The organism is Sphingobacterium sp. UBA3549 (genome assembly GCF_002376635.1).
In the GTDB taxonomy this organism is placed as follows: Bacteria; Bacteroidota; Bacteroidia; order Sphingobacteriales; family Sphingobacteriaceae; genus Sphingobacterium.
The window spans coordinates 50,966-77,651 of record NZ_DFOE01000037.1; the positions used below are offsets into that span (position 1 = coordinate 50,966).

Annotated in this window: 25 protein-coding genes and 1 tRNA gene; 24 read left to right on the plus strand and 2 right to left on the minus strand. The window is 40.2% G+C overall.

Annotated features, from left to right (window positions below):
• Nucleotides 1-6 precede the first annotated feature (6 nt).
• The 22 genes from B2W36_RS19070 (at nt 7) to B2W36_RS19175 (ending at nt 23,779) form a co-directional block, all read left to right on the plus strand.
• Nucleotides 7-564 (plus strand): ExbD/TolR family protein, encoded by a 558-nt coding sequence (locus B2W36_RS19070; RefSeq protein ID WP_209578292.1) that lies wholly within the window; start codon nt 7-9, stop codon nt 562-564.
• Between the two features lie 31 nt (nt 565-595).
• Nucleotides 596-1,483: an energy transducer TonB gene (locus B2W36_RS19075; protein WP_209578293.1), complete on the plus strand. Its 888-nt coding sequence runs from the start codon at nt 596-598 to the stop codon at nt 1,481-1,483.
• A 328-nt stretch (nt 1,484-1,811) separates the two neighbouring features.
• Nucleotides 1,812-2,738 (plus strand): PstS family phosphate ABC transporter substrate-binding protein, encoded by a 927-nt coding sequence (locus tag B2W36_RS19080; RefSeq protein ID WP_293889232.1) that lies wholly within the window; start codon nt 1,812-1,814, stop codon nt 2,736-2,738.
• A 25-nt stretch (nt 2,739-2,763) separates the two neighbouring features.
• Nucleotides 2,764-4,563: a tetratricopeptide repeat protein gene (locus B2W36_RS19085; RefSeq protein ID WP_293885239.1), complete on the plus strand. Its 1,800-nt coding sequence runs from the start codon at nt 2,764-2,766 to the stop codon at nt 4,561-4,563.
• Nucleotides 4,564-4,682: 119 nt separating this feature from the next.
• Nucleotides 4,683-5,057, plus strand: a complete 375-nt coding sequence (locus tag B2W36_RS19090) for an NADH-quinone oxidoreductase subunit A (protein WP_209578296.1) — start codon at nt 4,683-4,685, stop codon at nt 5,055-5,057.
• 58 nt (nt 5,058-5,115) lie between these two features.
• The gene (locus B2W36_RS19095) at nt 5,116-5,667 is read left to right on the plus strand and encodes an NADH-quinone oxidoreductase subunit B (RefSeq protein ID WP_293885237.1); all 552 of its coding nucleotides are present in this window, start codon (nt 5,116-5,118) and stop codon (nt 5,665-5,667) included.
• 3 nt (nt 5,668-5,670) lie between these two features.
• Entirely contained in the window at nt 5,671-6,165 is a 495-nt protein-coding gene (locus tag B2W36_RS19100; RefSeq protein ID WP_293889234.1) for an NADH-quinone oxidoreductase subunit C, read from the plus strand.
• Between the two features lie 10 nt (nt 6,166-6,175).
• Complete coding sequence (locus B2W36_RS19105; protein WP_293889236.1) at nt 6,176-7,411, plus strand: NADH-quinone oxidoreductase subunit D; 1,236 nt, start codon at nt 6,176-6,178, stop codon at nt 7,409-7,411.
• A complete protein-coding gene (gene nuoE / locus B2W36_RS19110) occupies nt 7,404-7,925 on the plus strand; it encodes a complex I 24 kDa subunit family protein (protein ID WP_293885232.1) in 522 nt (173 codons plus the stop codon). The genes B2W36_RS19105 and nuoE overlap by 8 nt, the downstream gene beginning before the upstream one ends.
• A gap of 1 nt (nt 7,926) precedes the next feature.
• Nucleotides 7,927-9,282 (plus strand): NADH-quinone oxidoreductase subunit NuoF, encoded by a 1,356-nt coding sequence (gene nuoF, locus B2W36_RS19115; RefSeq protein WP_293889238.1) that lies wholly within the window; start codon nt 7,927-7,929, stop codon nt 9,280-9,282.
• 30 nt (nt 9,283-9,312) lie between these two features.
• On the plus strand, nt 9,313-10,332 hold the full coding sequence (locus B2W36_RS19120; protein WP_293885229.1) for a 2Fe-2S iron-sulfur cluster-binding protein: 1,020 nt from the start codon (nt 9,313-9,315) through the stop codon (nt 10,330-10,332).
• Nucleotides 10,333-10,340: 8 nt separating this feature from the next.
• Complete coding sequence (gene nuoH / locus B2W36_RS19125) at nt 10,341-11,381, plus strand: NADH-quinone oxidoreductase subunit NuoH (protein ID WP_293885227.1); 1,041 nt, start codon at nt 10,341-10,343, stop codon at nt 11,379-11,381.
• Between the two features lie 13 nt (nt 11,382-11,394).
• Complete coding sequence (locus tag B2W36_RS19130; RefSeq protein ID WP_209578302.1) at nt 11,395-11,904, plus strand: NuoI/complex I 23 kDa subunit family protein; 510 nt, start codon at nt 11,395-11,397, stop codon at nt 11,902-11,904.
• Nucleotides 11,905-11,915: 11 nt separating this feature from the next.
• Nucleotides 11,916-12,413, plus strand: a complete 498-nt coding sequence (locus tag B2W36_RS19135; RefSeq protein ID WP_209578303.1) for an NADH-quinone oxidoreductase subunit J — start codon at nt 11,916-11,918, stop codon at nt 12,411-12,413.
• Entirely contained in the window at nt 12,413-12,742 is a 330-nt protein-coding gene (nuoK, locus tag B2W36_RS19140) for an NADH-quinone oxidoreductase subunit NuoK (protein ID WP_293885225.1), read from the plus strand. Before B2W36_RS19135 ends, nuoK begins: the two co-directional genes overlap by 1 nt.
• A 19-nt stretch (nt 12,743-12,761) precedes the next feature.
• Nucleotides 12,762-14,684 (plus strand): NADH-quinone oxidoreductase subunit L, encoded by a 1,923-nt coding sequence (nuoL, locus tag B2W36_RS19145; protein WP_293889240.1) that lies wholly within the window; start codon nt 12,762-12,764, stop codon nt 14,682-14,684.
• 14 nt (nt 14,685-14,698) lie between these two features.
• A complete protein-coding gene (locus tag B2W36_RS19150; protein WP_293889242.1) occupies nt 14,699-16,141 on the plus strand; it encodes a complex I subunit 4 family protein in 1,443 nt (480 codons plus the stop codon).
• Between the two features lie 17 nt (nt 16,142-16,158).
• Entirely contained in the window at nt 16,159-17,535 is a 1,377-nt protein-coding gene (locus tag B2W36_RS19155) for an NADH-quinone oxidoreductase subunit N (protein ID WP_293885221.1), read from the plus strand.
• A 206-nt stretch (nt 17,536-17,741) separates the two neighbouring features.
• Entirely contained in the window at nt 17,742-20,282 is a 2,541-nt protein-coding gene (locus tag B2W36_RS19160) for a DUF5686 family protein (RefSeq protein WP_293889244.1), read from the plus strand.
• A gap of 4 nt (nt 20,283-20,286) precedes the next feature.
• Nucleotides 20,287-21,066 (plus strand): enoyl-CoA hydratase/isomerase family protein, encoded by a 780-nt coding sequence (locus tag B2W36_RS19165; protein WP_293889246.1) that lies wholly within the window; start codon nt 20,287-20,289, stop codon nt 21,064-21,066.
• 150 nt (nt 21,067-21,216) lie between these two features.
• Nucleotides 21,217-22,413: an ankyrin repeat domain-containing protein gene (locus B2W36_RS19170; RefSeq protein ID WP_293889248.1), complete on the plus strand. Its 1,197-nt coding sequence runs from the start codon at nt 21,217-21,219 to the stop codon at nt 22,411-22,413.
• Between the two features lie 19 nt (nt 22,414-22,432).
• Nucleotides 22,433-23,779, plus strand: coding sequence for an ankyrin repeat domain-containing protein (locus B2W36_RS19175; RefSeq protein WP_293889249.1), 1,347 nt, complete (start codon nt 22,433-22,435; stop codon nt 23,777-23,779).
• A gap of 319 nt (nt 23,780-24,098) precedes the next feature.
• Here B2W36_RS19175 and B2W36_RS19180 read toward each other — a convergent pair.
• Together B2W36_RS19180 and B2W36_RS19185 are read right to left on the minus strand one after the other, a co-directional pair.
• A tRNA-Glu gene (locus tag B2W36_RS19180) sits at nt 24,099-24,170 on the minus strand.
• Nucleotides 24,171-24,271: 101 nt separating this feature from the next.
• Nucleotides 24,272-24,922 (minus strand): 4'-phosphopantetheinyl transferase family protein, encoded by a 651-nt coding sequence (locus B2W36_RS19185; RefSeq protein WP_293885215.1) that lies wholly within the window; start codon nt 24,920-24,922, stop codon nt 24,272-24,274.
• A 118-nt stretch (nt 24,923-25,040) separates the two neighbouring features.
• Here B2W36_RS19185 and dcd point away from each other — a divergent pair, with 118 nt between their 5' ends.
• Together dcd and B2W36_RS19195 are read left to right on the plus strand one after the other, a co-directional pair.
• Nucleotides 25,041-25,577 (plus strand): dCTP deaminase, encoded by a 537-nt coding sequence (dcd, locus tag B2W36_RS19190; RefSeq protein ID WP_209578319.1) that lies wholly within the window; start codon nt 25,041-25,043, stop codon nt 25,575-25,577.
• Complete coding sequence (locus tag B2W36_RS19195) at nt 25,577-26,686, plus strand: MBL fold metallo-hydrolase (RefSeq protein WP_293889250.1); 1,110 nt, start codon at nt 25,577-25,579, stop codon at nt 26,684-26,686. Before dcd ends, B2W36_RS19195 begins: the two co-directional genes overlap by 1 nt.

Sequence of the window (26,686 nt, forward strand, 5' to 3'; positions counted from 1 at the left end):
CAAACGATGGCAGAATTAAATCAGGATAGTGGTAAAAAAGGAAAAGGCGGGAAAGTAAGATCCAAAAAAAATGGGGGTAAGGTAGACCTTACAGCCATGGTGGATCTGGCCTTCTTGTTGATCACCTTCTTCATGTTGACCACGTCCTTAAATAAACCGCAGGCAATGGATGTGGCTATGCCAGACAAAAATAAAATTAAAGAAGAACAAAAAGATGAACTGCTTACGGCAGATAATCGTTCCCTTACAATTTTATTGGGTTCTGACAACAAAGTCTCTTGGGTATATGGTCAAGTAGCTAATCCGATCGAAGGGCCTACTGTTGCTGGTTATGGCGCAGATGGGATCCGTAAGGTCTTGATGGAGAAAAAGGCTTATGTACCTCGCGTTTCAGGCGGTAAAGACATGATTGTAATCATACGTCCTAGTGAAAAATGTACACAACGCAATCTGGTTGATATTCTTGACGAGATGAAAATTGTAGACGTTAAACGCTATATGATCGGAAAGATTACACCAGAAGAAGTCGAAGTGTTAAAACGTGACAATATCTATAATGATTAGTTATTAGATTGACACATAAAACTAAAATAAAATGATAGGGTCAAAATTAGATATTTTTAAGAAAGAATGGCTTGACGTCGTTTTTCAGGGCAGAAACAGGGAGTATGGAGCTTACGAGCTTCGTAAACTTGCGCCCAAAGCGACTAACAGGGGGCTTCTTGTCGTTATCGGCATTGTGGCCATAGCCAGTTTCCTTAGCGTTTTCGGAAGTAAGCTGTTCCCGAAGAAGCCTGTAGAGGCACCTCCGGCAGTCACTGAAGTTACGTTGGAAGACCTTGAAGAAATCAAGCCACCAGAACCGCCAGAAGAGGAACCGCTTCCACAAGAACCGGAAGAGAAACCTCAACAAGTGGCCATGGATGTACCGAAAGAAGATTTGGTTCGTTTCCCTGAACCTAAAGTAGCTCCTGCAAACAAAGTTGTAGAAGAAGTTGCTTCTCAGGAAGAATTGAAGGATCCAAATAAAACTCCAGCGCGTATTACCTTGAAAGGTAGTCCGACAGGTACTTCGGTTGCCCGTGGTGAATTCGGTTCAAAGAAACAAGATGGTGCGATCACTGGAGCAAAAAAAGGAGATCCTAATGGTAATGGAGATGAAATTCTTCCATTTAATGCCATTGAGGTCCAACCAATGCCTGTAGGTGGTATGCAAGCATTTATGTCGTGGGTAGGTTCAAACTACGAGTATCCTGCCGCCGCAACAGAAAATGGTGTAAATGGTGTAGTTGAGGTATCGTTCGTCGTAGAAAAAGATGGTAGCTTGACAGACATCAATATCAAACGTGATTTGAAATATGGTACTGGTGATGCAGCTGTAAGGTTGCTTAAGAAAGCGAAGAAATGGAAACCAGGAATTCAAAATGGTCGTCCAGTTCGTGTAGCGTATACTTTACCAATTCGATTGAACCTTCAAAATTAGAATGACAAATTTTAATTCAAATAGTAGTTCAAATTATAGACAGAAATCGCCTCTGAAGCGGTTTCTGTCTATTTTAGGACTTTTTATGTTTGGCTTTTATTTTGTTTTGGGCCTTTTGATTATATTCTGGGACAATTTTCCGATTGAAATTAATCCAACTTACAAAACAATTTTTGGCGTCGTATTGATTCTGTATTCATTTATGCGGTTTGTTCGGCTTTGGCAAAATAATTTTAATTAAGCGCCTCTTTCATTTAGTTTTAACCAACTCTCTCTTCGAAAGTTAAACTATTCTTTATTTAAACTGTCTTATTTTATGATGTATCGTATGAGAAAATATAAAATGGTTCTTATGATGCTAGGCGTCTGTATGGGAGTATTTGTTTCGTGCAAAAATAAAACAAAGAGTACAAAGGAAGGAGAGGATATTCTAACGGGTAAACTTCCGGTTATTGTTGATCAGACTTTGTTGCCTATCATCCAAGAATCTGCGGATGTTTTTGAAAGTTCTTATCCAAATTCAAGTTTGGAGTTGATCGCTAGGCCCGAGATTAAAGCGGTAAATGCTTTGCTTTCTGATTCGGCTTACGTTGTTGTATTGACGAGAAAGTTGACAAACGAGGAAGGTAGCTACTTTCAGAAGCGCGGTATTCAGCCGAAAATCTTTCAAATAGCTTCCGATGCAGTTGTACTAGTCAATAATCGCAATAGTAAGGATACTATTATGTCACAAAAAGACGTTAAGTCTTTGTTGGAAGGTAATTTAGCAGGGCAACGGTTGATCTTTGATAATGCCAATTCGAGTACACTACGGTATTTGAAAGATTATTTCAAATTAAACAAAATTGATCCGAAAGCTGTTTCAGCAATGAAGGATAGTGAGGAAGTGATGAAATACGTCAGTGATAATGCGAATACAGTGGGTGTTATTGGCTACAATTGGTATTTGAAAGCTGTAGAAAAAAATTCGAATTTATTGGATAAAATTCGTACATTGAGCATCGGAAGTAGGGATCAAGGGGGTGAAAAGGTCAATTTCTATAGACCATCTCAATCGACTATAGCTGATGGCGTATACCCTTTTGTGAGGCCTGTCTACATTATGAATTATCAGCCAAATATGGGCTTAGGTTTGGGTTTTAGTGCTTTTTTGACAGGCGATCGCGGACAGCGAATCGTTTTGAAAGCGGGATTGGTTCCTGCCACAATGCCTGGGCGTGAGATCATTATTAGAGATGAAAGTTATATTAAATAGATAATAAATAGTACAAAAATAGATTATGACAAACAGCAAATTATTATTTAGTCTTTTATTGGCCGGATCTGTGGGCACAGTAAGTGCACAAAGTTTGAAAGATGCTAGAGCAGCCATCGAGGCTGAAAATTATGGTAAAGCTAAAACTATCCTTCAACAGTTAGTGACTAAGCAACCTAAGAATGGAGATAATTATTTCTATTTGGGTCAAATTTATTTGGTAAACGACAGAGCGGATTCTGCCGCTACGATTTTCAACCAAGGTTTGGCCGCTGATCCAAAGGCTACAATCAATAATGTAGGTTTGGGTTATGTTGACTTAATGAAAAAGGATAAGGCAAGTGCGGAATCTAAATTCGCTTTGGCAACGGCAAAATTAGGTAAAAAGGATTATGAGCCATTGTTGGAGATCGGTCGTGCATATATCAATGCACCTGAACCTGATTATGCAAAAGCGTTAGAGTATCTCACACAGGCGAAGGAAAAAAACAAAAAAGATGTTGCTATTCCTATCGCGTTAGGTGATGCGTATCGCGGCTTGAAAGAAGGATCTTTGGCTTATACTAGCTATGGTGAAGCGACGGATATCGATCCGAATTCGGTTCAAGCTAAAGTTGGACAAGCGGTAATTGTACGGGGTGCACAAGCTTTTGATGAAGCCATCACGCAATTAGAAGCTATCGCGGCGGAGACGCCAACTTATGCTCCTACTTATCGTGAGTTAGCTGAGACTTACAACCAATGGTCGAGGTTGCCAGGCACTTCTGATGAGAAATATGTTGAGTTAAATAAAAAGGGTGTTGAGCAATATAAGAAATATCTTGAAGTTGCTGGCGATAACTCGTTGGAAGCAAAAATCCGCTATGCCGATTTCCTTGTATATGCACGTCAGTACGATGATTTGAAGGTAGTTTCGGAGGAATTAGCGCAAAATCCTTCTGTAGATCCAAAAATCTACCGTTACTTAGGTTATATCGCTTTCCAAAAAGCTAAAGATTATCCAAAAGCATTGGAGTATTTGAATCAGATGTTCAGCAAAATGGAGAAAGATCGTGTAATTCCATTGGATTATATGTATTTGGGTATGTCTGAAATCGCTGCTAATAGTCCAAAACATGTAGAGGGTGGTGCAGACAGCACAGCCACAGCCGCACCGGTGTTGACGCCTGAGAATGAGGCAAATATTCAAAAAGGTATTGCTGATATTAAAAAAGCAATTGATTTAGACAAAGAGCTTTTGGGCGAAACTGCAGAGCTGGCTTTTGCTAAATATCAAGAGCAAGAATTGCAGACGGCGGCCTCTCTTTTTGAACTAGTGGCGTCTTACACAGATAATAAAACGTATTTGTTTGATGCAAATTATTATGCTGGTGAAGCTTACTATCAAATCGGTGCTAAAGAAGATGCAGGTAGTAAAAACGAGGAGCAAGTTGTGGTTAATCAGGAGCTTAGAGATAAAGCCATAGCTGATTTACAAAAAGCACAGACGTTCTTATCAGTAATTGAAACAACTGACAATAAAGAAGCGCAAGATAAATATTTGATCAATGCACTTTATTACAAAGCTTTTGCTGCTTTAACAGCAGATAACCTGGAGCAACCTAAAGGTGATTTCGTAGCTTCATTCCAAAAATTGATTGAAACAATCAATCAACGTGGTGCACAAGAGAAAAATAAGAATTATTTAATAGACGCAAATACGTATATCGGTCTTTACTATTACGTGAAACAAGATCTTCCTAAAGCGAAGGAAAGTTTCCAAAAAGTATTAGCTATAGATCCAGCGAATGAAGCTGTTAAAGGTTACTTAGAAGGTTTAAAATAAGCTTAAGTAAAATCATTCTAAATTAGGCGTAGATAGTAATATCTACGCCTTTTTTGTTTTGTTTTTTACCATGGAATCTCTATATTTAAAGATAGTTACCAATATAAATTTTAGTTGAGATGGAGCAAGCCAATAGTATGCCGATAGACTACTTGCCGATATTTATACAGCTTTTAGTAGCTGTGGGATTTGGAGTAAGTACGATAATTATTACACATCTTATCGGACCAAAGGTCCGCACAGAAAACAAGCTTGGAGCTTTTGAGTCAGGGATTGAAGTTATCGGAAATGCGAGGCAGCCGTTCTCAATCAAATATTTCTTGGTGGCCATCCTATTTGTGATATTTGATGTGGAGGTCATTTTTATGTACCCTTGGGCTGTAAACTTTCGTGATATGGGATTGCAAGGCTTGATAGAGATGTTTATTTTCATGGGACTGCTTTTATTAGGCTTTATCTATGTGATTAAGAAAAAAGCATTAAACTGGGACTAGATGTCCTCATTATGGTTGGTTTTTGGCCAACGATACTAAACCTATAAATCGACTTTTCATGAGTGATATAAAATTAGCACAAGCTCCCCCGGGAGTAGAAGGCGCAGGTTTTTTTGCGACGAGTTTAGATAAAGCCATCGGCTTGGCGCGAGCCAACTCGTTATGGCCTTTGCCGTTCGCCACATCCTGTTGCGGTATCGAGTTTATGGCTACAATGGGTTCAACCTATGATTTGGCAAGGTTTGGCGCCGAAAGACCTAGCTTTTCACCGCGGCAGGCAGATATGCTATTGGTCATGGGTACTATTGCAAAGAAGATGGCGCCTGTGCTAAGGCAGGTGTATGTGCAGATGGCTGAGCCGCGTTGGGTAATCGCTGTAGGGGCCTGTGCCTCTAGCGGTGGAATCTTCGATACTTATTCTGTGCTGCAGGGGATCGATGAAATTATACCGGTCGATGTTTATGTGCCGGGTTGTCCCCCTCGCCCCGAAGCAATTTTGGATGGAGTATTGCGTTTGCAGGACATCGTGAAGAATGAATCCTTGAACCGGAGAAATACGCCAGAATATAAGGCATTGCTTGAAAAGTACGGAATTCATACAAATAAATAAACGATGGAAAACAGTTTTTTATTGGATAAGCTCGAAGAGAATTTTCCCGCAAAGATTCAAGAAATTCCGGATGCTCACGATCTATTGACCGTCATTGTTGAAAAAGAAGACCTGATCGAAGTGCTTCGTTTCCTGAAGTCGAGTAGTGAGCTGCAGTTTATCCATCTGACCGATATTACAGCAGTACATTATCCGCATTTGGAGAAGGAATTTGCTGTCGTTTATCATATCCATAGTCTAGTTCATAATATACGGATACGGGTGAAAGTGTTTTTACAAGGTCCGAATCCTGAGATTCCAACTGCGACTGTGGTTTGGAAAGGTGCGAATTGGATGGAGCGTGAAACTTATGACTTTTTTGGTGTCAATTTTATAGGACACCCCGATCTGAGAAGAATTTTGAATGTTGATGATATGGAGGTATTTCCTATGCGTAAGGAATATCCTTTGGAAGATCCAAATCGCGTAGATAAAAAAGATTTGTATTTCGGCCGTTAAAGTATACAATATGAGCGAATTTATTAGCAAGATAACACCCAATCAACCCGTTTTTGAAGATAACGACCCACAAGATGAGTTGATTACCTTAAATATTGGGCCAACCCATCCCGCCACGCATGGTGTATTTCAAAATGTTGTTCAGATCGATGGTGAGCGTATAGTGAGTGGTGTGTCTACAATCGGTTATATTCACCGGGCGTTTGAAAAAATTGCAGAACATCGGCCGTTTTATCAAATCACTCCATTGACAGACCGTCTGAATTATTGTTCCGCACCAATCAATAACATGGGCTGGCATATGACTGTTGAGAAGCTTCTTAAGATAGAGATTCCTAAGCGTGTGCAGTATATGCGTGTCATTGTTATGGAGCTTGCGCGCATTGCAGATCATATTATTTGTAACGGAATCTTAGGTGTGGACACAGGAGCGTTTTCGGGATTTCTATATGTTATGCAAGAGCGTGAATTTATCTATGAAATCTTTGAAGAGATATGTGGCGCTCGTTTGACAACTAATATCGGTCGTATTGGAGGATTTGAACGTGATTTCAATGCTATAGCCTTTGAGAAAATACGTGAATTTTTGAAACGCTATCCTCCTGTATTGCAAGAGTTTGAAGAAATGTTTGTTCGTAACCGTATTTTTATTGAACGGACTTCAGGAGTTGCTGCTGTAACGGCAGAAGAAGCTTTGGATTACAGTTGGTCAGGTCCTATTTTGCGGGCGACAGGAGTAGATTACGATGTGCGTGTACAGAATCCTTATTGCTCCTATGACGAATTTGATTTCGATGTGCCTGTTGGCACTACAGGCGATGTCTATGATCGATTTATGGTACGGAATGCCGAAATGTGGCAATCTCTTCGGATTATAGAGCAGGCATTGGACAAAATCGAGAAAGAGCCTAAAGGGGTATTCCATGCCGAAGTGCCTGATTTCTATTTGCCTCCAAAAGAGCAAGTGTATACCAATATGGAGGCCTTAATCTATCATTTCAAAATCGTCATGGGTGAGGTCGACACACCAAAAGCTGATGTCTATCATGCCGTCGAAGGTGCAAACGGTGAACTTGGATTTTATTTGATTCATGATGGCGGACGCTCACCTTACCGTCTTCATTTCAGAAGGCCTTCTTTTGTCAACTATCAACTATTTGCGCCAATGAGCGCAGGAATGCTGATTTCAGATGCCATAATAAATATGAGTAGTCTTAACGTTATAGCGGGAGAACTAGATGCTTAGTGTAAAACAAAATAATGAACATGTAACGTTTTCTCCTGACTTGTTGGCCAAGTTTGGAGAAGTGGTCAGTCGTTACCCTGAGGGAAAGCAGAAATCAGGCCTATTACCCATTTTACATTTGGTCCAGGCGGAGTATGGTTGGGTCAGCGCAGATGCGATGGACAAGATTGCCATGTATCTTAATATATTACCGATCGAGGTATATGAAGTCGCTACATTCTACACAATGTTCCTATTGCAGCCTAAAGGGAAATACGTGCTGGAGATTTGTCGCACAGGGCCTTGTTGTTTAGTTGGTGCAGAACGTATTATGGCGCGATTAGAACAAAAGCTAGGCGTGAAAGAAGGGGAGGTCACAAGCGATGGACTTTTTTCCTGGCGCGGCGTCGAATGCTTGGCAGCCTGCGGTTTTGGACCAGTCTTACAGATTGGCCCGGAATATACATTCTACGAAAATCTGACGGAAGATAAAGTTGACGAATTGATTGATAATTTAAAAGCTAAAACAGAATAATATGGCGCGTAAACTTTTGTTGACTCATATCGATGTTCCTGGCATCAATACCTTTGAGGTCTATCGGCAAAAAGGTGGTTATGTTGCTGTTGAGAAAGTATTAAAGAACATGTCTCCTGAAGAGGTTGTTGAGGAGGTTAAAAAGTCGGGATTACGCGGTCGTGGAGGAGCTGGGTTTCCGACAGGGATGAAGTGGTCCTTTTTGGCCAAACCCGAAGGAGTGCCCCGCTATTTGGTATGTAATGCAGACGAATCTGAGCCAGGGACATTCAAGGATCGTTATTTAATGACGCATATTCCGCATGCACTCATTGAGGGAATGATTGTATCCAGCTTCGCTTTGGGGGCTCATACGTCGTATATCTATGTGCGTGGAGAAATGATGCCGCAGATCAGAATCCTAGAGCGTGCTATTGCTGAAGCGAAGGAGAAAGGCTTTTTAGGAAAAAATATCTTAGGATCCGGTTATGATCTGGAGATCTACGTTCAACCGGGGGGAGGAGCATATATCTGCGGCGAGGAAACTGCTTTGTTAGAATCCTTGGAAGGAAAGCGCGGTAACCCGCGTATTAAACCTCCTTTTCCCGCGATTGCGGGCTTATATAATTGTCCTACAGTGGTAAATAATGTGGAGTCAATCGCAGCGACAGTTCCGATTATAAATTTGGGCGGCGATGAGTATGCAAAGATTGGTGTAGAACGTAGTACAGGAACAAAATTAATATCTGCGAGCGGAAATATTGTAAAACCAGGTGTCTATGAAATTGAACTTGGTCTGCCTGTGGAAGAGTTTATTTACTCGGACGAATATTGTGGCGGTATAGCCAATGGGAAGCGACTGAAAGCTGTTGTGGCAGGGGGCTCTTCGGTCCCTATTTTACCGGCCAACTTAATTTTGAAAACTGCAGCTGGAAATAGTCGATTGATGACCTATGAGTCGTTGGCAGATGGCGGCTTCCAGACCGGTACAATGCTTGGATCTGGCGGTTTTATCGTATTTGATGAGGATCAATGCGTGGTGCGTAATACCTGGAATTTTGCACGTTTCTATCATCATGAAAGCTGCGGACAATGTTCGCCCTGTCGTGAAGGAACGGGATGGATGGAAAAAGTGTTGCATAAGATCGAGAGCGGCCACGGCTCGATGTCGGACATTGATTTGCTATGGGATGTCCAGCGAAAAATTGAAGGAAATACAATCTGTCCACTCGGTGATGCTGCAGCATGGCCGGTGGCGGCTGCAATAAGGCACTTTAGGGATGAATTTGAATGGCACATTCTTCATCCGGAAGAGTCGCAGACACGAAATTATGGATTGGCGCATTATGCTGATCCTTTACAACCAATAGTATCATAATAGAAGCTGTAACGCTAAATAAATCATATCATGGCAGAAGCGGAAGATGTAAAGTTTAAGGTCACCATCGATGGTATACCTGTAGAGGTTGCTCCTGGGACAAGCATATTAAATGCTGCGAGACAGATCGGCGGTGATATTGTCCCTCCGGCAATGTGTTACTACTCCAAATTGGAGGGAAGTGGCGGTAAATGCCGTACCTGCTTGGTAAAGGTATCCAAGGGATCGGAAAAAGATCCTCGACCTATGCCAAAATTGGTTGCTTCTTGCCGTACAACGGTGATGGACGGTATGGAAGTGCAAAATATAACGTCTCCTGAAGTAATAGAAGCAAGAAAAGGGGTTGTTGAAATCTTATTGATCAATCATCCTTTGGACTGTCCAATCTGTGATCAGGCAGGTGAATGTAAATTGCAAGATCTTAGTTACGAACACGGCAGTGCACATACGCGTTACGAATTCGACCGACGTACTTTTGAACGTATCGATCTGGGTGATAAGATCCAATTGCATATGAATCGCTGTATCTTATGCTACCGTTGTGTGTATGTTGCCAATCAGTTGACCGATCAGCGTGTACATGGTATCTTAGGACGAGGTGATCATTCAGAGATCTCTACTTATATCGAAAATGTGATCGATAATGATTTTTCTGGGAATGTCATTGATGTGTGTCCTGTGGGCGCTCTGACTGATAAAACCTTCAGATTTAAAAATAGAGTATGGTTTACCAAACCGGTTGATGCACATCGCGATTGCCCCACTTGTTCAGGCAAGGTAACTTTATGGTATAAAGGGGAAGAGGTTATTCGGGTGACCGCGCGAAAGGATGAATTTGGCGAAGTGGAAGAGTTTATCTGTAATACCTGCCGCTATGATCAGAAAAAAACAAGTGATTGGATATTGGAGGAACCAACAGAAGTAGATCCACATTCGGTTATCTCGGCTAATCACTACGAGTTATTTAATCCACCTAAAGTCGTTAAAGAAAATCCTGTACTGCAGGAAAAAAATCGCGAACAGTTAGCTAGAACAGAAAAATTGAAATAATCACGAATATGGAGTGGTCTTTTGTCATAGAAAAATTAATACTGGTGTTTATTATCTTCGTAGTTACTTTGGTAATTGCGATGTATTCTACGCTAGCAGAACGTAAAATTGCCGGTTTTATGCAGGATCGTTATGGTCCGGATCGCGCCGGTATTTTCGGGATCTTACAACCCTTATGCGACGGGGGGAAGTTCTTCTTTAAGGAGGAAATTATTCCTGCAGGTGCGCATAAGGTACTTTTTATAGTAGGTCCGACTATAGCCATCATAACAGCCTGTATCAGTTCCGCCGTGATCCCTTGGGGACAGGAGTTACAGATTGGAGATCGGATAATTTCCTTGCAGGTTGCCGATGTTAATGTCGGTATTCTGTATATGTTTGGTGTCATAGCATTGGGCGTATATGGTATTATGTTGGGCGGCTGGGCGTCGAATAATAAGTTTTCTTTGATGGGCGCTATTCGGGCAGCATCACAGAGCATCAGTTATGAAATTGCCATGGGGCTTTCGATAATCGCTTTATTGATGGTGACACAAAGCCTTTCCCTGAAGGAAATCGTTGCGCAGCAGTCTGGCTTTGTCAATTGGAATATCTGGGCACAGCCGTTAGGTTTTATTATTTTTATGGTGTGTGCCTTTGCTGAGTGTAACCGAGTACCTTTTGATTTACCGGAATGTGAGACTGAGCTTGTTGGTGGTTATCATACGGAGTATTCTTCGATGAAATTGGGGCTCTATATGTTCTCCGAATATATCAATATGTTTGTCTCCTCGGCGCTTATGGCTTCACTCTATTTTGGGGGATACAATTTCCCTTTTATGAATGATCTGGGATGGTCTGCCAATTTGATTACGATCGTCGGTGTGATTGTGTTCTTTGTCAAGATATTTTTGTTTATCTTTTTCTTTATGTGGGTGCGCTGGACATTACCGCGCTTCCGCTACGATCAACTGATGAATCTGGGCTGGAAAATGCTGATCCCATTGGCGATTGCCAATATCGTACTTACAGGTTTATTTACATTGATTAAAGACACGTACTTCTCATAAGAAAGGACTTTTTATGCAACTAACCAATCGTAAAAAAGTAATTGAACAAAAACCGATGACATTCGCCGAAAGAATCTACTTTCCGGCTATTATAAAAGGTTTGCGAATTACATTAAGGCATTTTTTTAAGAAAATACCAACCATTAAATATCCTGAGGAAATAAGACCTTATTCGAAAAATTTTAGAGGACAGCACTCGCTCAAACGTGATGAAGAAGGGCGCGAACGTTGTACTGCTTGTGGGTTATGTGCCTTGTCCTGTCCTGCGGAGGCGATTACCATGACTGCTGCAGAGCGAAAAAAAGGTGAAGAACATCTTTATCGTGAAGAAAAATACGCGTCGGTATATGAAATCAATATGTTGCGCTGTATTTTCTGTGGCCTATGTGAAGAGGCTTGCCCGAAAGAAGCGATCTATTTGGACGGTCCCCATGTGACTGCAGATTATCTCCGTAAGGATTTTATCTATGGAAAAGACAAATTGGTTGAACCGACTTTTGATATTACCAAATTAAAGAGCTAAACCAGGAAATTATGACAGTATTTTATTTTGTAGCCTTCTTGTCTATTTTCTTTGCGCTGATGACCATTTTTACCAAAAATCCTGTGCACAGTGTATTGTATTTGGTGATTACGTTTTTCACATTTACAATACATTATATTCTTTTGAATGCGCAGTTTTTGGCTGTGGTGAATTTCATTGTGTATATGGGTGCCATTATGGTTTTGTTTTTATTCGTGCTGATGTTGCTCAACCTGAATAAGGATACCGAACCCATGAAATCCAATTTAGTCAAATTTATGGGCGTTATCGCAGGCTGTTGCTTACTGGTGACTTTTTTCGGCGTGTACCGTGTATTCGATATTTCGAATCCACTGACCGTCGTAAATCCAGAGATCGGATTGGTCAAGAATCTGGGGAAAGTGTTGTTTAACGAATTTTTGCTCCCTTTTGAGTTATCGTCGCTATTGTTATTGACGGCAATGATCGGAGCGATATTATTAGCTAAGAAAGAACCTAAACAAATCTAATGGAAACAGTTATTCAACAGTTGCAAGGGGTGCCAATAAATCATTACTTGATTTTTTGCTCGATTATTTTTGCTATTGGTGTTATTGGTGTTCTTATTCGCCGTAACGTCATCATTATCATGATGTCTATTGAATTGATGCTTAATGCAGTGAATCTTCTTTTAGCAGCATTTTCTGTGCAGCATGGCGATTCATCCGGGCAGGTTTTTGTCTTCTTTATCATGGCATTGGCAGCTGCAGAAGTTGCCGTCGGCCTTGCAATTATTATTATGGTATATCGGAATACGAAATCTGTGGATATCGATTCCTTAAATAAACTGCGTTGGTAGAACTTAAGAAATAAATACGATGAGTGAATTAGTCTGGTTGATTCCCCTTTTGCCCTTAATCGGGTTTATAATAAATGGATTGGGTAGGAATACTTTCTCCAAAGGTATGATAGGTGCTGTTGGTAGTGCTGTAGTGCTTATTTCTTTTGTGTGTAGCTGTATTCTTTTCTCCGAAGTATATCAAGCGAGACAGGCTGGACAAGCGGGCATCATTGAGCAGCATGTATTTGATTGGATTGCCGTAGGTAACCTTAAGATAGGATTATCTTTTTTGGTAGACCCGCTTAGTGCGATTATGCTTCTGATTGTTACAGGAATCGGTTTTCTTATCCATGTATACTCCATTGGTTATATGCATCATGATATTGGATTTGGTAAGTTCTTCTCCTATTTGAATCTCTTTATCTTTTTTATGTTGTTATTGGTGTTGGGCTCCAATTACTTGGTCATGTTCATAGGCTGGGAAGGTGTAGGATTATGCTCGTACCTATTGATCGGCTTTTGGTATAAAAATACTTCTTATACAAATGCAGCAAAAAAAGCATTTGTGATGAATAGAATAGGTGATTTAGGTTTTTTACTTGCCGTATTTTTAATACTAGGCACTTTCGGCTCGTTAGAATTTTCGACGGTATTTCCAGCGGCCAAGAACTTCGCTGTCGGTGATATTACTGTGGTTAGCATTACCATTTTGTTGTTTATTGCTGCAACTGGTAAATCTGCGCAAATCCCCTTGTTTACTTGGTTGCCCGATGCCATGGCTGGACCAACACCGGTATCTGCGCTGATCCATGCGGCTACCATGGTTACTGCGGGTATTTATATGATTGCCCGTTCCAATATATTATTTATCCTTTCACCGTTCACCTTACAACTTATTACTGTCATCGCTATTTGTACAGCCCTGCTGGCTGCTGCGATTGCACTAACACAAAATGATATAAAGAAAGTATTAGCTTATTCCACCGTTTCGCAATTGGGCTATATGTTTCTTGGCCTTGGTGTAGGTGCATTTACAGGAGCATTTTTCCACGTATTGACACATGCCTTTTTTAAAGCATTGCTTTTCCTTGGGGCGGGATCTGTCATACATGGTATGAGTGAGGAACAAGATATGCGTAAAATGGGAGGACTAAAGAGCGCTATGCCAATTACTTATTTAACGATGTTGATGGGAACAATCGCGATTTCAGGGATTCCACCATTCTCTGGTTTCTTCTCCAAAGACGAAATATTGGCTGGAGCTTTCACGTCAAGTCCAGTCCTTTGGGGTTTAGGGTTTATCGGCGCATTAATGACAGCATTCTATATGTTTAGGATGTTATTTATGACATTTTTTGGAACTTTCCGTGGTACGGAAGAGCAAAGGCATCATCTGCATGAATCTCCAAAGAGTATGACCACACCACTCATTGTGCTGTCTGTACTTTCGGTGATAGGGGGTGTGATCAATTTACCAGCGGTTTTGGGGGGTAATCATTGGCTTGAGGATTTTCTGGCACCGGTGTTTTCAGAGGGAAAGGCTATAATGCCAGCAACACATCATTTGGAACATAGTACTGAGTACCTATTAATGGCCGTTTCGGTAGTTGGTGTATTGATTATGGTTGCTTTAGCCTTTAATAAATATGTTAAAAGACAAAAGTCACCTGAAGAGGGAGAAGGTACGAGAAGTTTCTTGGCTAATCTCTCCTACAATAAGTTTTACGTAGATGAACTTTATGATAGCATCATCGTACGCCCAATCAATTGGCTTTCGGCTTTCATGGGTAACGTAGTTGATCAACGTGGTATTGATGGCCTTGTCAATGGAGCCGGTAAAGTAACTTTTGACACAGGTAAGGTATTGCGTTTGCTCCAGAATGGTAATGTTGGTTTTTATTTATTGATGATGGTAATTGGAGTGATTGCCATTTTCATCTATGGATTGTTGAGTCTTTAATTTTGGTGTAATCGATGGATAACTTGTTTTTACTTATTTTATTGCCGTTAATAAGCGCGTTGATGCTAGCTTTTTTAAAGACCAATGCTGCAAAGTCTATAGCCTTGATTTTATCATTAATATCTTTGGCGTTGACTATTCCCTTCCTTTATGCTTTTGATGCGAATGGAGGGATGCAATTTGAACAAAATTGGCTATGGATTTCTTCGTTGCATATTCACTTCCATATTGGTGTTGATGGTATCAGTCTGCCGCTGGTTTTGTTGACCAATGGGCTCATGCCTTTGATTATTGCAACAACTTTTAAGAAGGATTATAAAGGAAGCTTCTATGCACTAATGGCTTTCATGCAAGCAGGATTGTTGCTGGTATTTATGGCCTTGGATGCCTTTAGCTTTTATGTGGGTTGGGAAATCGCCTTGATCCCGATCTACTTTATCTGTGCACTTTGGGGCGAAGGAGATTGTATTCGTGTCAACTTGAAATTCTTCATCTATACTTTTTTGGGTAGTCTTTTGATGCTGATCGCGATTCTTTATCTCTATCAACAAGTACCTAACCGTGATTTTGAGTGGACCTCGTTTATCGCATTAGATTTGGGGGAAAATACACAGAGATGGTTATTTTGGGCATTCTTTGTCGCTTTCGCTATTAAAATTCCTATTTTCCCTTTTCATACTTGGCAACCTAACACATATACCAATGCACCCGCAGCAGGTACAATGTTACTGGCTGGTATCATGCTCAAAATGGGTGTTTACGGTTTAATGCGTTGGCTACTGCCTATTGCGCCGGCTGGTGTTGCACTGTATGGTCATTTCGTGATGATCTTATGTGTGATTGGGATTGTGTATGCTTCCATCATCGCGATTAAACAAGATGACGTGAAGCGATTGATTGCCTATTCATCCATAGCCCACGTGGGTCTAATTAGTGCTGGTGTCTTTACGTGGAATACGAACGGACTGAGTGGAGCAACCATTCAAATGTTAAATCATGGTATTTCGGTGATCGGGCTTTTTTATGTGTTAGATATAATACAGCAGCGTACACGCACACGTAGTCTTTCGGAATTGGGCGGAATTGCGAGCAGAGCACCCCGGTTGGCCATTTTATTTATGATTATTTGTATGGGAGCAGTAGGACTGCCGCTAACAAATGGATTCGTTGGTGAATTTTTGCTACTGAAAGGCGTTTTTCAGTATGGATTCTGGTTTGCTGTTTTTGCGGGTCTAACCTTAATTCTTGGGGCAGTCTATATCCTTAGACTTTATCAAAAGACCATGTTAGGGGAAGCTACCGAAAGAACGAAGCAATTTGAAGATGTGAAAAGTACCGAACTTGTCGTTTTAACGATAGTCTCCGCCTTAATTCTTTACATTGGTATATTCCCTAATTTCCTATTGAACCTTTCTGCAAGTTCGGTGGAAGTTTTAAGTACATTTTTAGGCAGATAATAGATTTATTTAATTGTATGGGTGCAATAATTACACTTTCGATATTAGCATTGGTGGTCCTTTATCTTGGCTTATTCAAGGTAAAATCTATGCTACTGCCTGTTTCTATTCTTGGATTTCTTGTCGCTATCGGTTTCCTATGGGATGACTGGAATTCGACCAGCGGTCCTCTTTATAGCGGGATGGTTCATTTTGATCATTATGCTATTGTTTTTTCAATCTTATGTATTGCCGTTACCTTGTGTATCTTCGTTGTTTCAAAAGGATATTTTGACCAAGAAGGACAAGTCGCGGAGTATTATTCACTATTAATATTTTCCCTCACAGGAGCTGTTCTTGTAAATAGTTATCATAATTTTTCGATGCTCTTTTTAGGCATTGAAATTATGTCAGTAGCTCTTTATATTTTGGTCGGAATACGTAAAAGAGATAAAGCATCAAATGAAGCTGCGCTAAAGTATTTTATCATGGGTGCTTTTTCTACCGGTTTTCTTTTGTTTGGAATTGCCCTCCTATACGGAGCAACAGGATCATTTGATCTAAGTGAAGTGAAAGAATATGTTGTTAATAATCCTCAGTCGATTTCACCTTTATTTTATGGCGGGATATTATTTCTAATCGTAGGGCTGACTTTCAAAGTTGGAGCTGTTCCATTTCATTTCTGGACACCCGATGTTTACGAAGGGGCTCCGATTTTAATTACAAGTTATATGAGTACGGTGGTTAAGGTAGCATCTTTTGCTGGATTGTTGCGTTTATTCAGTTATAGCCTATTGCCTTTACAAGATTTTTGGACACCCGTATTTTTAGTGATTGCCATTCTCACTTTATTTGTTGGAAATATTTCAGCGTTAATGCAGTCTTCTTTCAAACGAATGCTTGCCTATTCGAGTGTTTCTCATGTAGGTTATATGTTGTTTGCAATTATAGCCGTGGGTGCCACGTCAGCCAATAGCATCTTTGCGTATGGTCTTGCTTATTCGCTGGCAACGATTGTTGCTTTTACGGGATTAATCCTTGTCAAAAAGACGACCGGTTCCGAGCATTTTGAAGCGTTCAATGGATTGGGTAAACGTAATCCCATGCTCGCCTTTGCAATTACAGTTGCTATGCTATCTCTTGCCGGGATACCGTTGACTGCCGGATTTATTGGTAAATTTATGATGTTTTCTTCTGTTATGGAGAACTATCATATTGTATTGCTCGTGCTAGCCGTCGTTAACGCTGCAATTGCCGTATATTACTACTTAAAGGTTGTTGTTGCGATGTACTTTAGGGATAGTGAGGAATCTTGTGTCAATGTGCAGTGGAATTATTCACTTGTACTGTTCCTTGCAGTCGTGCTTACAATTATTATTGGAGTATATCCAGATTGTCTTTTAAAATTAATATAAATTTTTTGTTAAACATATATGTTTTAAATGCGCATAGCGACTTTTAGTAATCAACATGGCGATTACGTGGATTAAAAGTGAAGATTTCTGTTAGAATACTTGTTGTTTATTAAGCATAGCGATTCGCTGTGCTTTTTTTACTTTTATTGGTATAACTCTTGCATACAAATTGTATATTGTAAAAAAGAAATCCTATCAATTTGCAGATGGTGTTTAAAGTGTGTGTTAAATCTTTTTCTATTCATTTTTTCGGTGTATTATTATTCCTCTTTATAGGAGGGCGGGTAATTGCGCAGGAATTTATTCGTGGAAAGGTAGTGGATGCGCAGACAGGAAAAGGTATTGCAAGGGTCTCGATTAACTGGCTTGGGGAAGATCGTGGAGGTAGTAGTGATACTGTTGGGAATTTCAAAATTCAGGATATTAAGAAGTATCGCCAGTTAATCTTTGGAGCAGTGGGTTATGAACGCAGGACAATTGATGTTCGCCGATTGCAAGATTCTATATTGACTGTGCGTTTAATTGCCTCTAATAATACATTACAGGAAGTCGTCGTCAATAGAAAAAATAAGAAACCAAAAGATCCTGCCGTTGCGCTGATTGAGAAGGTGATCGCAAACCGTCCCCAGAACCATTATACCCGTATTCCTGAAATTCGTTTCGACGAATATGAGAAAACACAGTTTGGTTTTGTCAACCCAGAAGATAAAGCCAAGAAATTTCCAAAACCATTTCGGTTTCTTTTTGAGAATGTTGACTCTACTGCTTTCCGGGGGCTCACAATTGCGCCATTCTATCTGGAAGAAAACTATGCAAACGTCTATTCTTCCCATAATCCAGACCGAAGTAAGAAAATTATCATTAGCCACAATCAAACAGAATTAAATCCTCGCTTTTTTAACAACGATAATTGGCAGACGCGTTTTCAGACAATACTCCGTGATGTTGATCTCTATGATAATACGATTCAGATCACAAACAAAGGTGTGTTGAGCCCAATTGCTACGGGTGCAACAGCATTTTATAACTATCAGATCAAAGATACCATTCAAATCGATGGTCAGGATTATATAGCGCTCCATTTTGAAGGCAAATCTGCGATTGATTTGCTTTTCTACGGTGATCTCCTAATATCGGATGATACGAGATATGCGGTCCATCGCGCGACATTGAATATAGGACGTGCCGCAAATATCAATTGGATAAATGATGTACAGATAGAGCTGAACTATCGTGAATTTAAAAATGGTAGTATGCTCCCTGTTCATGCAGATCTGAAAATGTTATTTGGCGGTAGTAAGTCAGATGTATTATATGGACGCAGGGAAACCCAATACTTAGGACATCGTACGGATTCCATTTCGAGTGAGAATTTTGCCGGAGTACCTGTTGAAAAAAGATATCTTCTGCAATCTGCGGTACAAGTGCCCATAGTACGGATTAGACCGAGTCCCTTAAGCCATGCTGAATTAGGGGCCTATCAAAAAGTTGATTCGGTACAAAATATGCGGTCTTTTAATCAGTTGGTTGCATTAGGTTATTTACTGGCAAAGGGCTATTATAATGCTGGGAAAGTTGAATTTGGACCGCTTGAATATCTTTATAGCCGTAATAATTATGAAGGTAATCGATTCCGCTTAAGTGGTCGAACAACTCGTTTATTTTCCGAAAAAGCTTATATTGAAGGATATACTGCTTACGGAGATAAAGATAAAGAACTTAAATATTACTTGAGTACGGCCTTTACGTTGAATGGAGAACGCATTGTTCAGTTTCCTGCAAATTATTTGCGCTTTACTGTACAGCATGATGTGATGGAACCAGGGCGGGGCTTGGGCTTTTTAAAAGGCGATGGATTCTTCCGCTCTTTTGGGAAAAACAAACCTAATAAATGGCAATTTAATGACATCTATCGACTAGATCATCTGATCGAATTTGGCAATCATGTTAGCGTTGGAACGGCATTTACGCATACCAGAAGACAGCCCCGTGGTGATTTGTTCTATATCAATAGTCTACCTTTACCTGATACAGTTCGCCGGGTAAATACAAATGATCTGCAGCTGATTTTGCGCTGGGCTCCAAATGAAGAATTTACCTATCATAATCTTGACAGGGGTACTGTGGAAAATAAGTATCCAATCTTTACCCTGCAATATAACAAAGGTTTGAAAGGCTTTTGGGGAGCAGATTATAGTTATGATGCATTGCGGTTCAATATTTTCAAACGATTATTCTTATCTCCGGCAGGTCAGGCCGATCTCGAGTTTTCAGGAGGAAGAATTTGGGGTAAGCACCTGCCGTATACTTTGCTTGAACTTCCAGAGGTCACAAAAGATAAGCAGGGACCTTTGGTAAACTTTGATCTGATGGCGACTTCGGAATTTGCTTCCGACCAGTTTTTGAAACTAACTTATTATCACAATTGGAACGGTTTCTTTTTCAATAGAATCCCCTTGTTCAGGAGGTTAAAGTGGCGTGAAGTGACAGGGTTTAAGGCTTTTTATGGAAAGCTGAGTGATGCTAATAATCCATTTGTTACTCCCGAAAACATTCAATTTGAGGCAGATAAAGATGGCATTATTCAAACAAAGGCATTCCGTAACAAACCTTATGTGGAAGGACTTGTGGGAGTGGATAATATCTTTAAATTGATTAGATTAGAGTATAAAAAGAGATTAAGCTATAGAGGTGGCGAAGGCGTACCTTCAGATACCTTTACGGCATCTTTACATTTTAATTTTTAGCAATATGGTTCAATATTCAAGTTTAAAATACGCTATTAAAGATAGTATAGGCTACATCTTTATTAATCGCGAACCGCAGCTGAACGCCTTGAATCAGCAAACACTGGATGATTTGCAAGATCTTTTCAAACATTTCAATTCCGACGATCAAGTACGAGGCATAATCCTGACTGGCGCTGGTGACAAAGCATTTGCGGCAGGAGCAGATATCAAGGAATTTTTGAATTTGTCTGTTATTCAGGCGCGATGGCTTAGTGAAAGGGGGCATATTATTTTTTCAGATCTTATTGAGGACTCTCCGAAGCCAGTTATTGCTGCTATCAATGGATATGCCTTAGGTGGAGGGCTTGAACTCGCTTTGGCCTGTCACATGCGAATAGCTTCTGAGAATGCCAAAATGGGGCTTCCAGAAGTTTCTTTGGGCTTAATTCCAGGTTATGGCGGTACACAACGTTTGCCCAAATTGATCGGAAAAGGGCGGGCCATGCAAATAATTTTAACTGGTGATATGATTGATGCTCAGCAGGCTTATGAAATAGGATTGGTAAACGAGGTGGTCGTACAGGATAAACTAATTGCCCGAGCGGAGGAAATACTTCAAAAAATATTTACGCGCTCTCGCGTAGCAGTAGCAAATGCAATAGCTGCGATTAACGCTGCAGAAGATAAACAACAAAATGGAAGCAAAGTTGAAATGGATGCCTTTGGACATTTATTCGGTACAGAAGACTTCAAAGAAGGTGTTTCTGCGTTTTTAGCGAAAAGGACTCCAAATTTTGAGTAGCGCCCTAAAGCATTTTTTATTATCCTTTCAGGTTACAGTTTTATACTGATTCCGTAGTTTATATTAAATGGTATTCATACTATTTTTTTTGTTAAATCGTTTTTAATTGAACCATGTTGGTTTCGTGTTTAGATTAACACCAGTAAAAAAATGACAAATAACGAACTAAGAGCACTTGCTGAATTTTCGCGCAAAAATGAAATTGCAGAGATGGAACAGATTGTCGCAGCAGCAAACAGCAGCATTGAGTTTGATGAGTACGAATTGAATAGTTTAGTGAGCCAATTGATCCGATCTCAGCATTATGAAATCCTGGATCGGTTTTTACACAAGGGGCTCATCTCAACTGATCTATACGATTACGATCGTTTGAGCACATCTGTCATCAATACCTTATTTAAGCCTCAGATAACATCCGAAGCACAACTTGACATCCATTTAAATTGGATCAAGAGTTATTTGGCTCAGGTTGATGATATTGATGAAGAAGTAGACGGTAGTACCTTATTGGAATATGCCGTGCAGGAAAATGTGGCGATTCCTTTCTTAAAACTTATTTATGATGCGGGTGCTGACTTGCAGCGAATGGACAAATATGGACAAACATTGCTTTTTAAAGTGTGTAGTTTACGTATGCAGTCCAACGAACGTATTAGCGAGCTTGTAGATTGGCTGTTAGCGGAGGGCTTAGATCCGAATATTGCCAATGTTGAACAGAAGACAGCGTTACATATGGCTGTTGATACGTTGAAAACTGACGCTGTAGTTAAATTATTAGATGCTGGAGCAGACCCAGGCTTAAAGGATTGGCATGGGGAAAGTGCTTTTCATTATGCTGCGATTAGGCACTTTAATCCAGGTTTACTGCTGACTCTCTTCAATTATGGAAAGCCAGATTTTCATAGCGTCGATAAGCAAGGTGAAAGCTTGCTCAATGCATTCCTTCGCAGGATGCATACCGACAGTGAGACTAACCTAGCCGTTCTAGTCCTGCTTTTGGAACACGGTGCTGATCTGACGTCAGCCTCCGTTTGGTACCAGAAAGAAAAAGCAGGAGTTGATTGGCTGGCAGAAAAGTCACTTTTGGTTATACAAAAACTTGTGGACAAAGGATTTTTAGATCTAAATTATACGGATAATGAAGGTAATACGTTATTGCATAAGGTTTGTCAAGAAAATCTCAATTACGATGAAAATAAAGCACGTGAGCTGTACAAGAAGGTAAAATATTTGGTTGGCGAGGGGATTGACCCTCAATCAGAAAATAGATTGGATAAAAAGGCTGTTGATTACGCTATGGAGGATAATCTCAAGATAAAAACAGTCGAATGGTTATTAAAACAATAAATAAGTATAGAAAAGAGTTATGTCTCAATCATTTATAATTGCTTGTGAAAGTGGGAAACGTAAGATAGCGGAGATATTACTGGAGAAGCATCAAGTTGATGTATCTTACACCGATGAAATGGGGCGTACAGCATTGCATTATGCGGCGCATAGGGGGTATCTAGATTTGGTGAAAAAGTTAGTTGAGGCAGGTGCTACCTTGGACTACGAAGATCATCGGGGTGAAACCCCTTTGTATTTTGCCCTGTTACAAAAGCAAAAGCAAACGGCAGTCTATTTATTGGAAAATAATGCCAATATTTTAATCAATGATTTTTTGGGGAATAGCTTGCTTCATATCGCAGCGCGCACAGGGCAACAGGAAATGGTGGAAAAACTGATTACACATGGCTTGGATGTAAATGCTTTAAATAACAGCGCTGAATCACCCTTACTATTAGCTGTTCAGGCAAAATATCCTCCCGTAGTACAGTTGCTTGTTGGAAATGGCGCTCGTGTAGACACAACAGACAAAGAGGGCAACACGGCTTTAAATTTGGCAGTGGCTTTGGGTTCTGTTCCTATTGTGAACATGTTGTTGGATAATGGTGCGTCTGTCAATATACTCAATGACATAAGCGAGGGCCCCTTACTGCTTGCAGTAAAAAATGGGAATCGCATTCTTGCCCAAAAATTATTGGAACAGGGAAGTGATATTTTTGCTGAATCTGCTGAGGGCATTTCTCCAGTATGGTATGTATGTAATAGCAATCAAAAGGAGTTGCTTGCATTATTTTTAGAAAAAGGTCTTTCTGCCGATTACGCACGTCCCGTGGATTCATTTGATGGAAAGGACGGACAATATTTGGAGAAGTTGATTGCTAGGACAGGTGGACGTACTTTTATACTCGGATTTGAACCACATTATGCTGGGGAGACATTGTTACATACGGCCACAAAAATGGGCTACCTATCTTTGGTCAAACAGCTTTTGGATAGTGGCGCAACGATCGATAAACAGGATGCAGCAGGCAATACCGCGCTTCATTATGCTGCAGCTTATGGTAAAAAAGATGTGTTGCGGTATCTCCTGTCCAACGGAGCAGTGACAGATATAGCGAATGTTTTGGAACAGAAAGCAATAGATTATTCCAATATGCAGGGGTATAATGAAATTACTGCATTACTAATTGATTTCGGTGCGCAAACCAATGCTGTGGGGGATGGGCCGATCAGCGCCAGTAAAAAGGTAATACCTGAAATGCCTACAGGAATGGATATGGCACAAAAAAAGCAGGCGCTATTTGATCTGAAGGATTTATTAGACGCAGGAATTATCAATCAAGAAGAATTTGATTTGGAGAAAGCTAAGATCTTGAAGAGTTAGCATTTTAAACTTGTACTGTTACATTAATTTTTTTCTCAGTCACTTTCAAATAGAACTTTTCTCCGATCTGTTATTACCGTTCATATGTACTGTTTTAATGATTATGTTGCAACTGGTTAAATTCATTTTACCTTATACCGTCGTTCAGGAAATTAGTTTATTGTTTGTTTGCGATAAGATATAGATCTAGTGACCGGCATATAATCGCAATCAACACGGATTAATGGATTTTTAAAGGGATCCCAGTTGTTTAAACAGGCATGGCATTGGACGATATGCGCATAAACTAAAAAAGCGACTCTTTGGAAGTCGCTTTTTGTAGCCCGTAGGGGAATCGAACCCCTGTTTCAAGAATGAAAATCTTGCGTCCTAACCCCTAGACGAACGGGCCATATCGTTTTCGATGATGCAAATATAGAAGCTTTTTCAAAAAGCGCAAAAAAAAAGTGCAGTTGGAATGCTAATTCATTGAAATTGAGAAAAATTATTTTTTTAAAGGCCCTGTTCCACAGCGTAAGCAAGCATATAAGCATTGAATTTCTCGTAATACACATCATAATTATGCTTCTTTTGATTGCTGTCTAGTTCAAGTTTTAATATACCTTGCGTTTGATAGTTGAATGGCTGTATGGTCATGTTGTTCAGGAAAGAGACACCCGCATTCCCTTGAAGTTTGTAAATAGCCTCTTTGGCGCACCAGCATGCATAAAGCTGCTCATATTGGTTCTCACCACGGGTGATGAAAGCGAGCTCTTCAGGCTTTAGAAACTTGTGTTGGATGCGCTCTACTTTTGTGTTGATGATTTCCATATCGATCCCAACCTCTCCCTTTGTACTGATCATTGCAGCCGCATACTCAAATGAGTGCGAAAGGGATATTTTCTGAGGAAAATTAGCGAGATAAGGCTTGCCATTCGGATCGGAAGGACACTCAATATAGCGGGATGTATTTAATAGCGTTCGCAATAACACACGTGTTGCAAGCCAGTGGAGCCTTCTTTTTCCGATATGGAAGGAACCCAATATTGCTTTTTCACGTTCATCCAACTGAAGCTTCGACATCAAATCATCGTCAGATTCTTCAATTCGCCAAATTGCAAATTTGGTTTGGCTATCAATTTCACGTAGATATACTAGACTCATGTCCAAATTTAAAAACAAATCGCAGATTTTTGTTTTGAAAAATGAAGTAAAATTAGTTGGAGAACTGTATTTTTGAATTTGTATAGCACGGCCTGATGCCTTTGCTATTTTGATACACATGATTTTATCTGATAAAAGAATTCTCGAAGAGATTGAAAATGGCAGTATTGTCATTCAACCATTTGATCGTAAGTGTTTGGGCACAAATTCGTACGATGTACATTTGGGAAAATATTTGGCAACGTATGCAGACCGTGTACTGGATGCAAAAAAGCACAATGAAATCCAACATTTTGAAATTCCTGAAGAGGGATTCGTTTTGGAACCTAATACGCTCTATTTAGGTGTTACACAAGAATATACTGAGACGCATAAGCATGTTCCTTTTTTAGAGGGCAAATCGAGTACTGGCCGCTTAGGGATTGATATCCATGCAACCGCAGGAAAGGGCGACGTCGGCTTCTGCAATACCTGGACATTGGAAATTTCGGTAGCTCAGCCGGTCCGCGTTTATGCGGGGATGCCTATAGGGCAGCTAATCTATTTTGCGGTAGAAGGGGAGATCGAAACATTTTATAATACCAAAGGAAATGCAAAGTATAACGGTAAGACAATCCGTCCGGTCGAATCCATGATGTGGAAGAATAATTTCTAATGAGAACGATTGGGTGGATTATATTAGCGACGCTATTGATCATTCTTATCAGCGGCGTAATTTATTATTTTATTCATCCTATCTTTGGTGGAAGTTTCAAGGGAGCTCGACTTGAGCGTATGAAACAGTCTCCAAATTTTAAAAATGGTACTTTTCGTAATCTCGAAGTAACACCATCGTTGAAAAGCGATGTCAATGTGGTCGCGTTGTTTTGGGATTTTCTTTTCAACAAAAACCCCCACTTGAAACCTATCGAAGTGTTGCCTGTTGTTGCCTGTGATTTAGAAAATCTCCCCCCAGACGATGTGCTGATCTGGTTCGGCCACTCCTCATATCTGCTAAAATTAGATGGAAAACTAATATTGGTGGATCCTGTTTTCAGCGAAAATGCTTCCCCAATGCCAGGTAGCAACAATGCATTTAAGATGTCAGTTGACTATGCGATGATGCTTTTTCCTAAAATCGACTATTTGTTTATCACTCACGATCATTATGATCACTTGGACTATGACACTGTTGCTAAATTGAGGAATAAAATTGGTCAGGTTATTTGTGGTCTTGGTGTTGGAGCACATATTGAATCTTGGGGATATAAGGCTGATCAGATCATAGAGGGCGATTGGTACGACCACATACAACTAGGACCTGGTTTTCAGGTCACCTTTACCCCAGCAAGGCACTTCTCGGGGCGAAGAATTACACGAAATACTACCTTGTGGACATCCTTTGTGTTAAAAACCTCCAAGTATACTATTTTCTTGGGGGGTGATAGTGGCTATGGGAAGCATTTCAAAAAAATAGGTGATCAATTTGGGCCATTTGATTTAGCAATCTTGGAAAGTGGCCAGTATAATGATGCCTGGCATTACATCCATTCTTTACCAGATGAATGGGCTGCTGAAACGAAGGATTTGAAGGCCCAAGCTATTTTACCCGTACATTCTTCGAAATTTGCTTTGGCTATGCACGATTGGAAAGAACCGATGGAGAAATTTTACGAAATAGCTGATAAAGAAAATATCAATCTGCTTACGCCTAAAATAGGGGAATTGGTGTATTTTAATAGATTGGATAAAGTATATCCACCTTGGTGGCGTGAAGTCCAATAA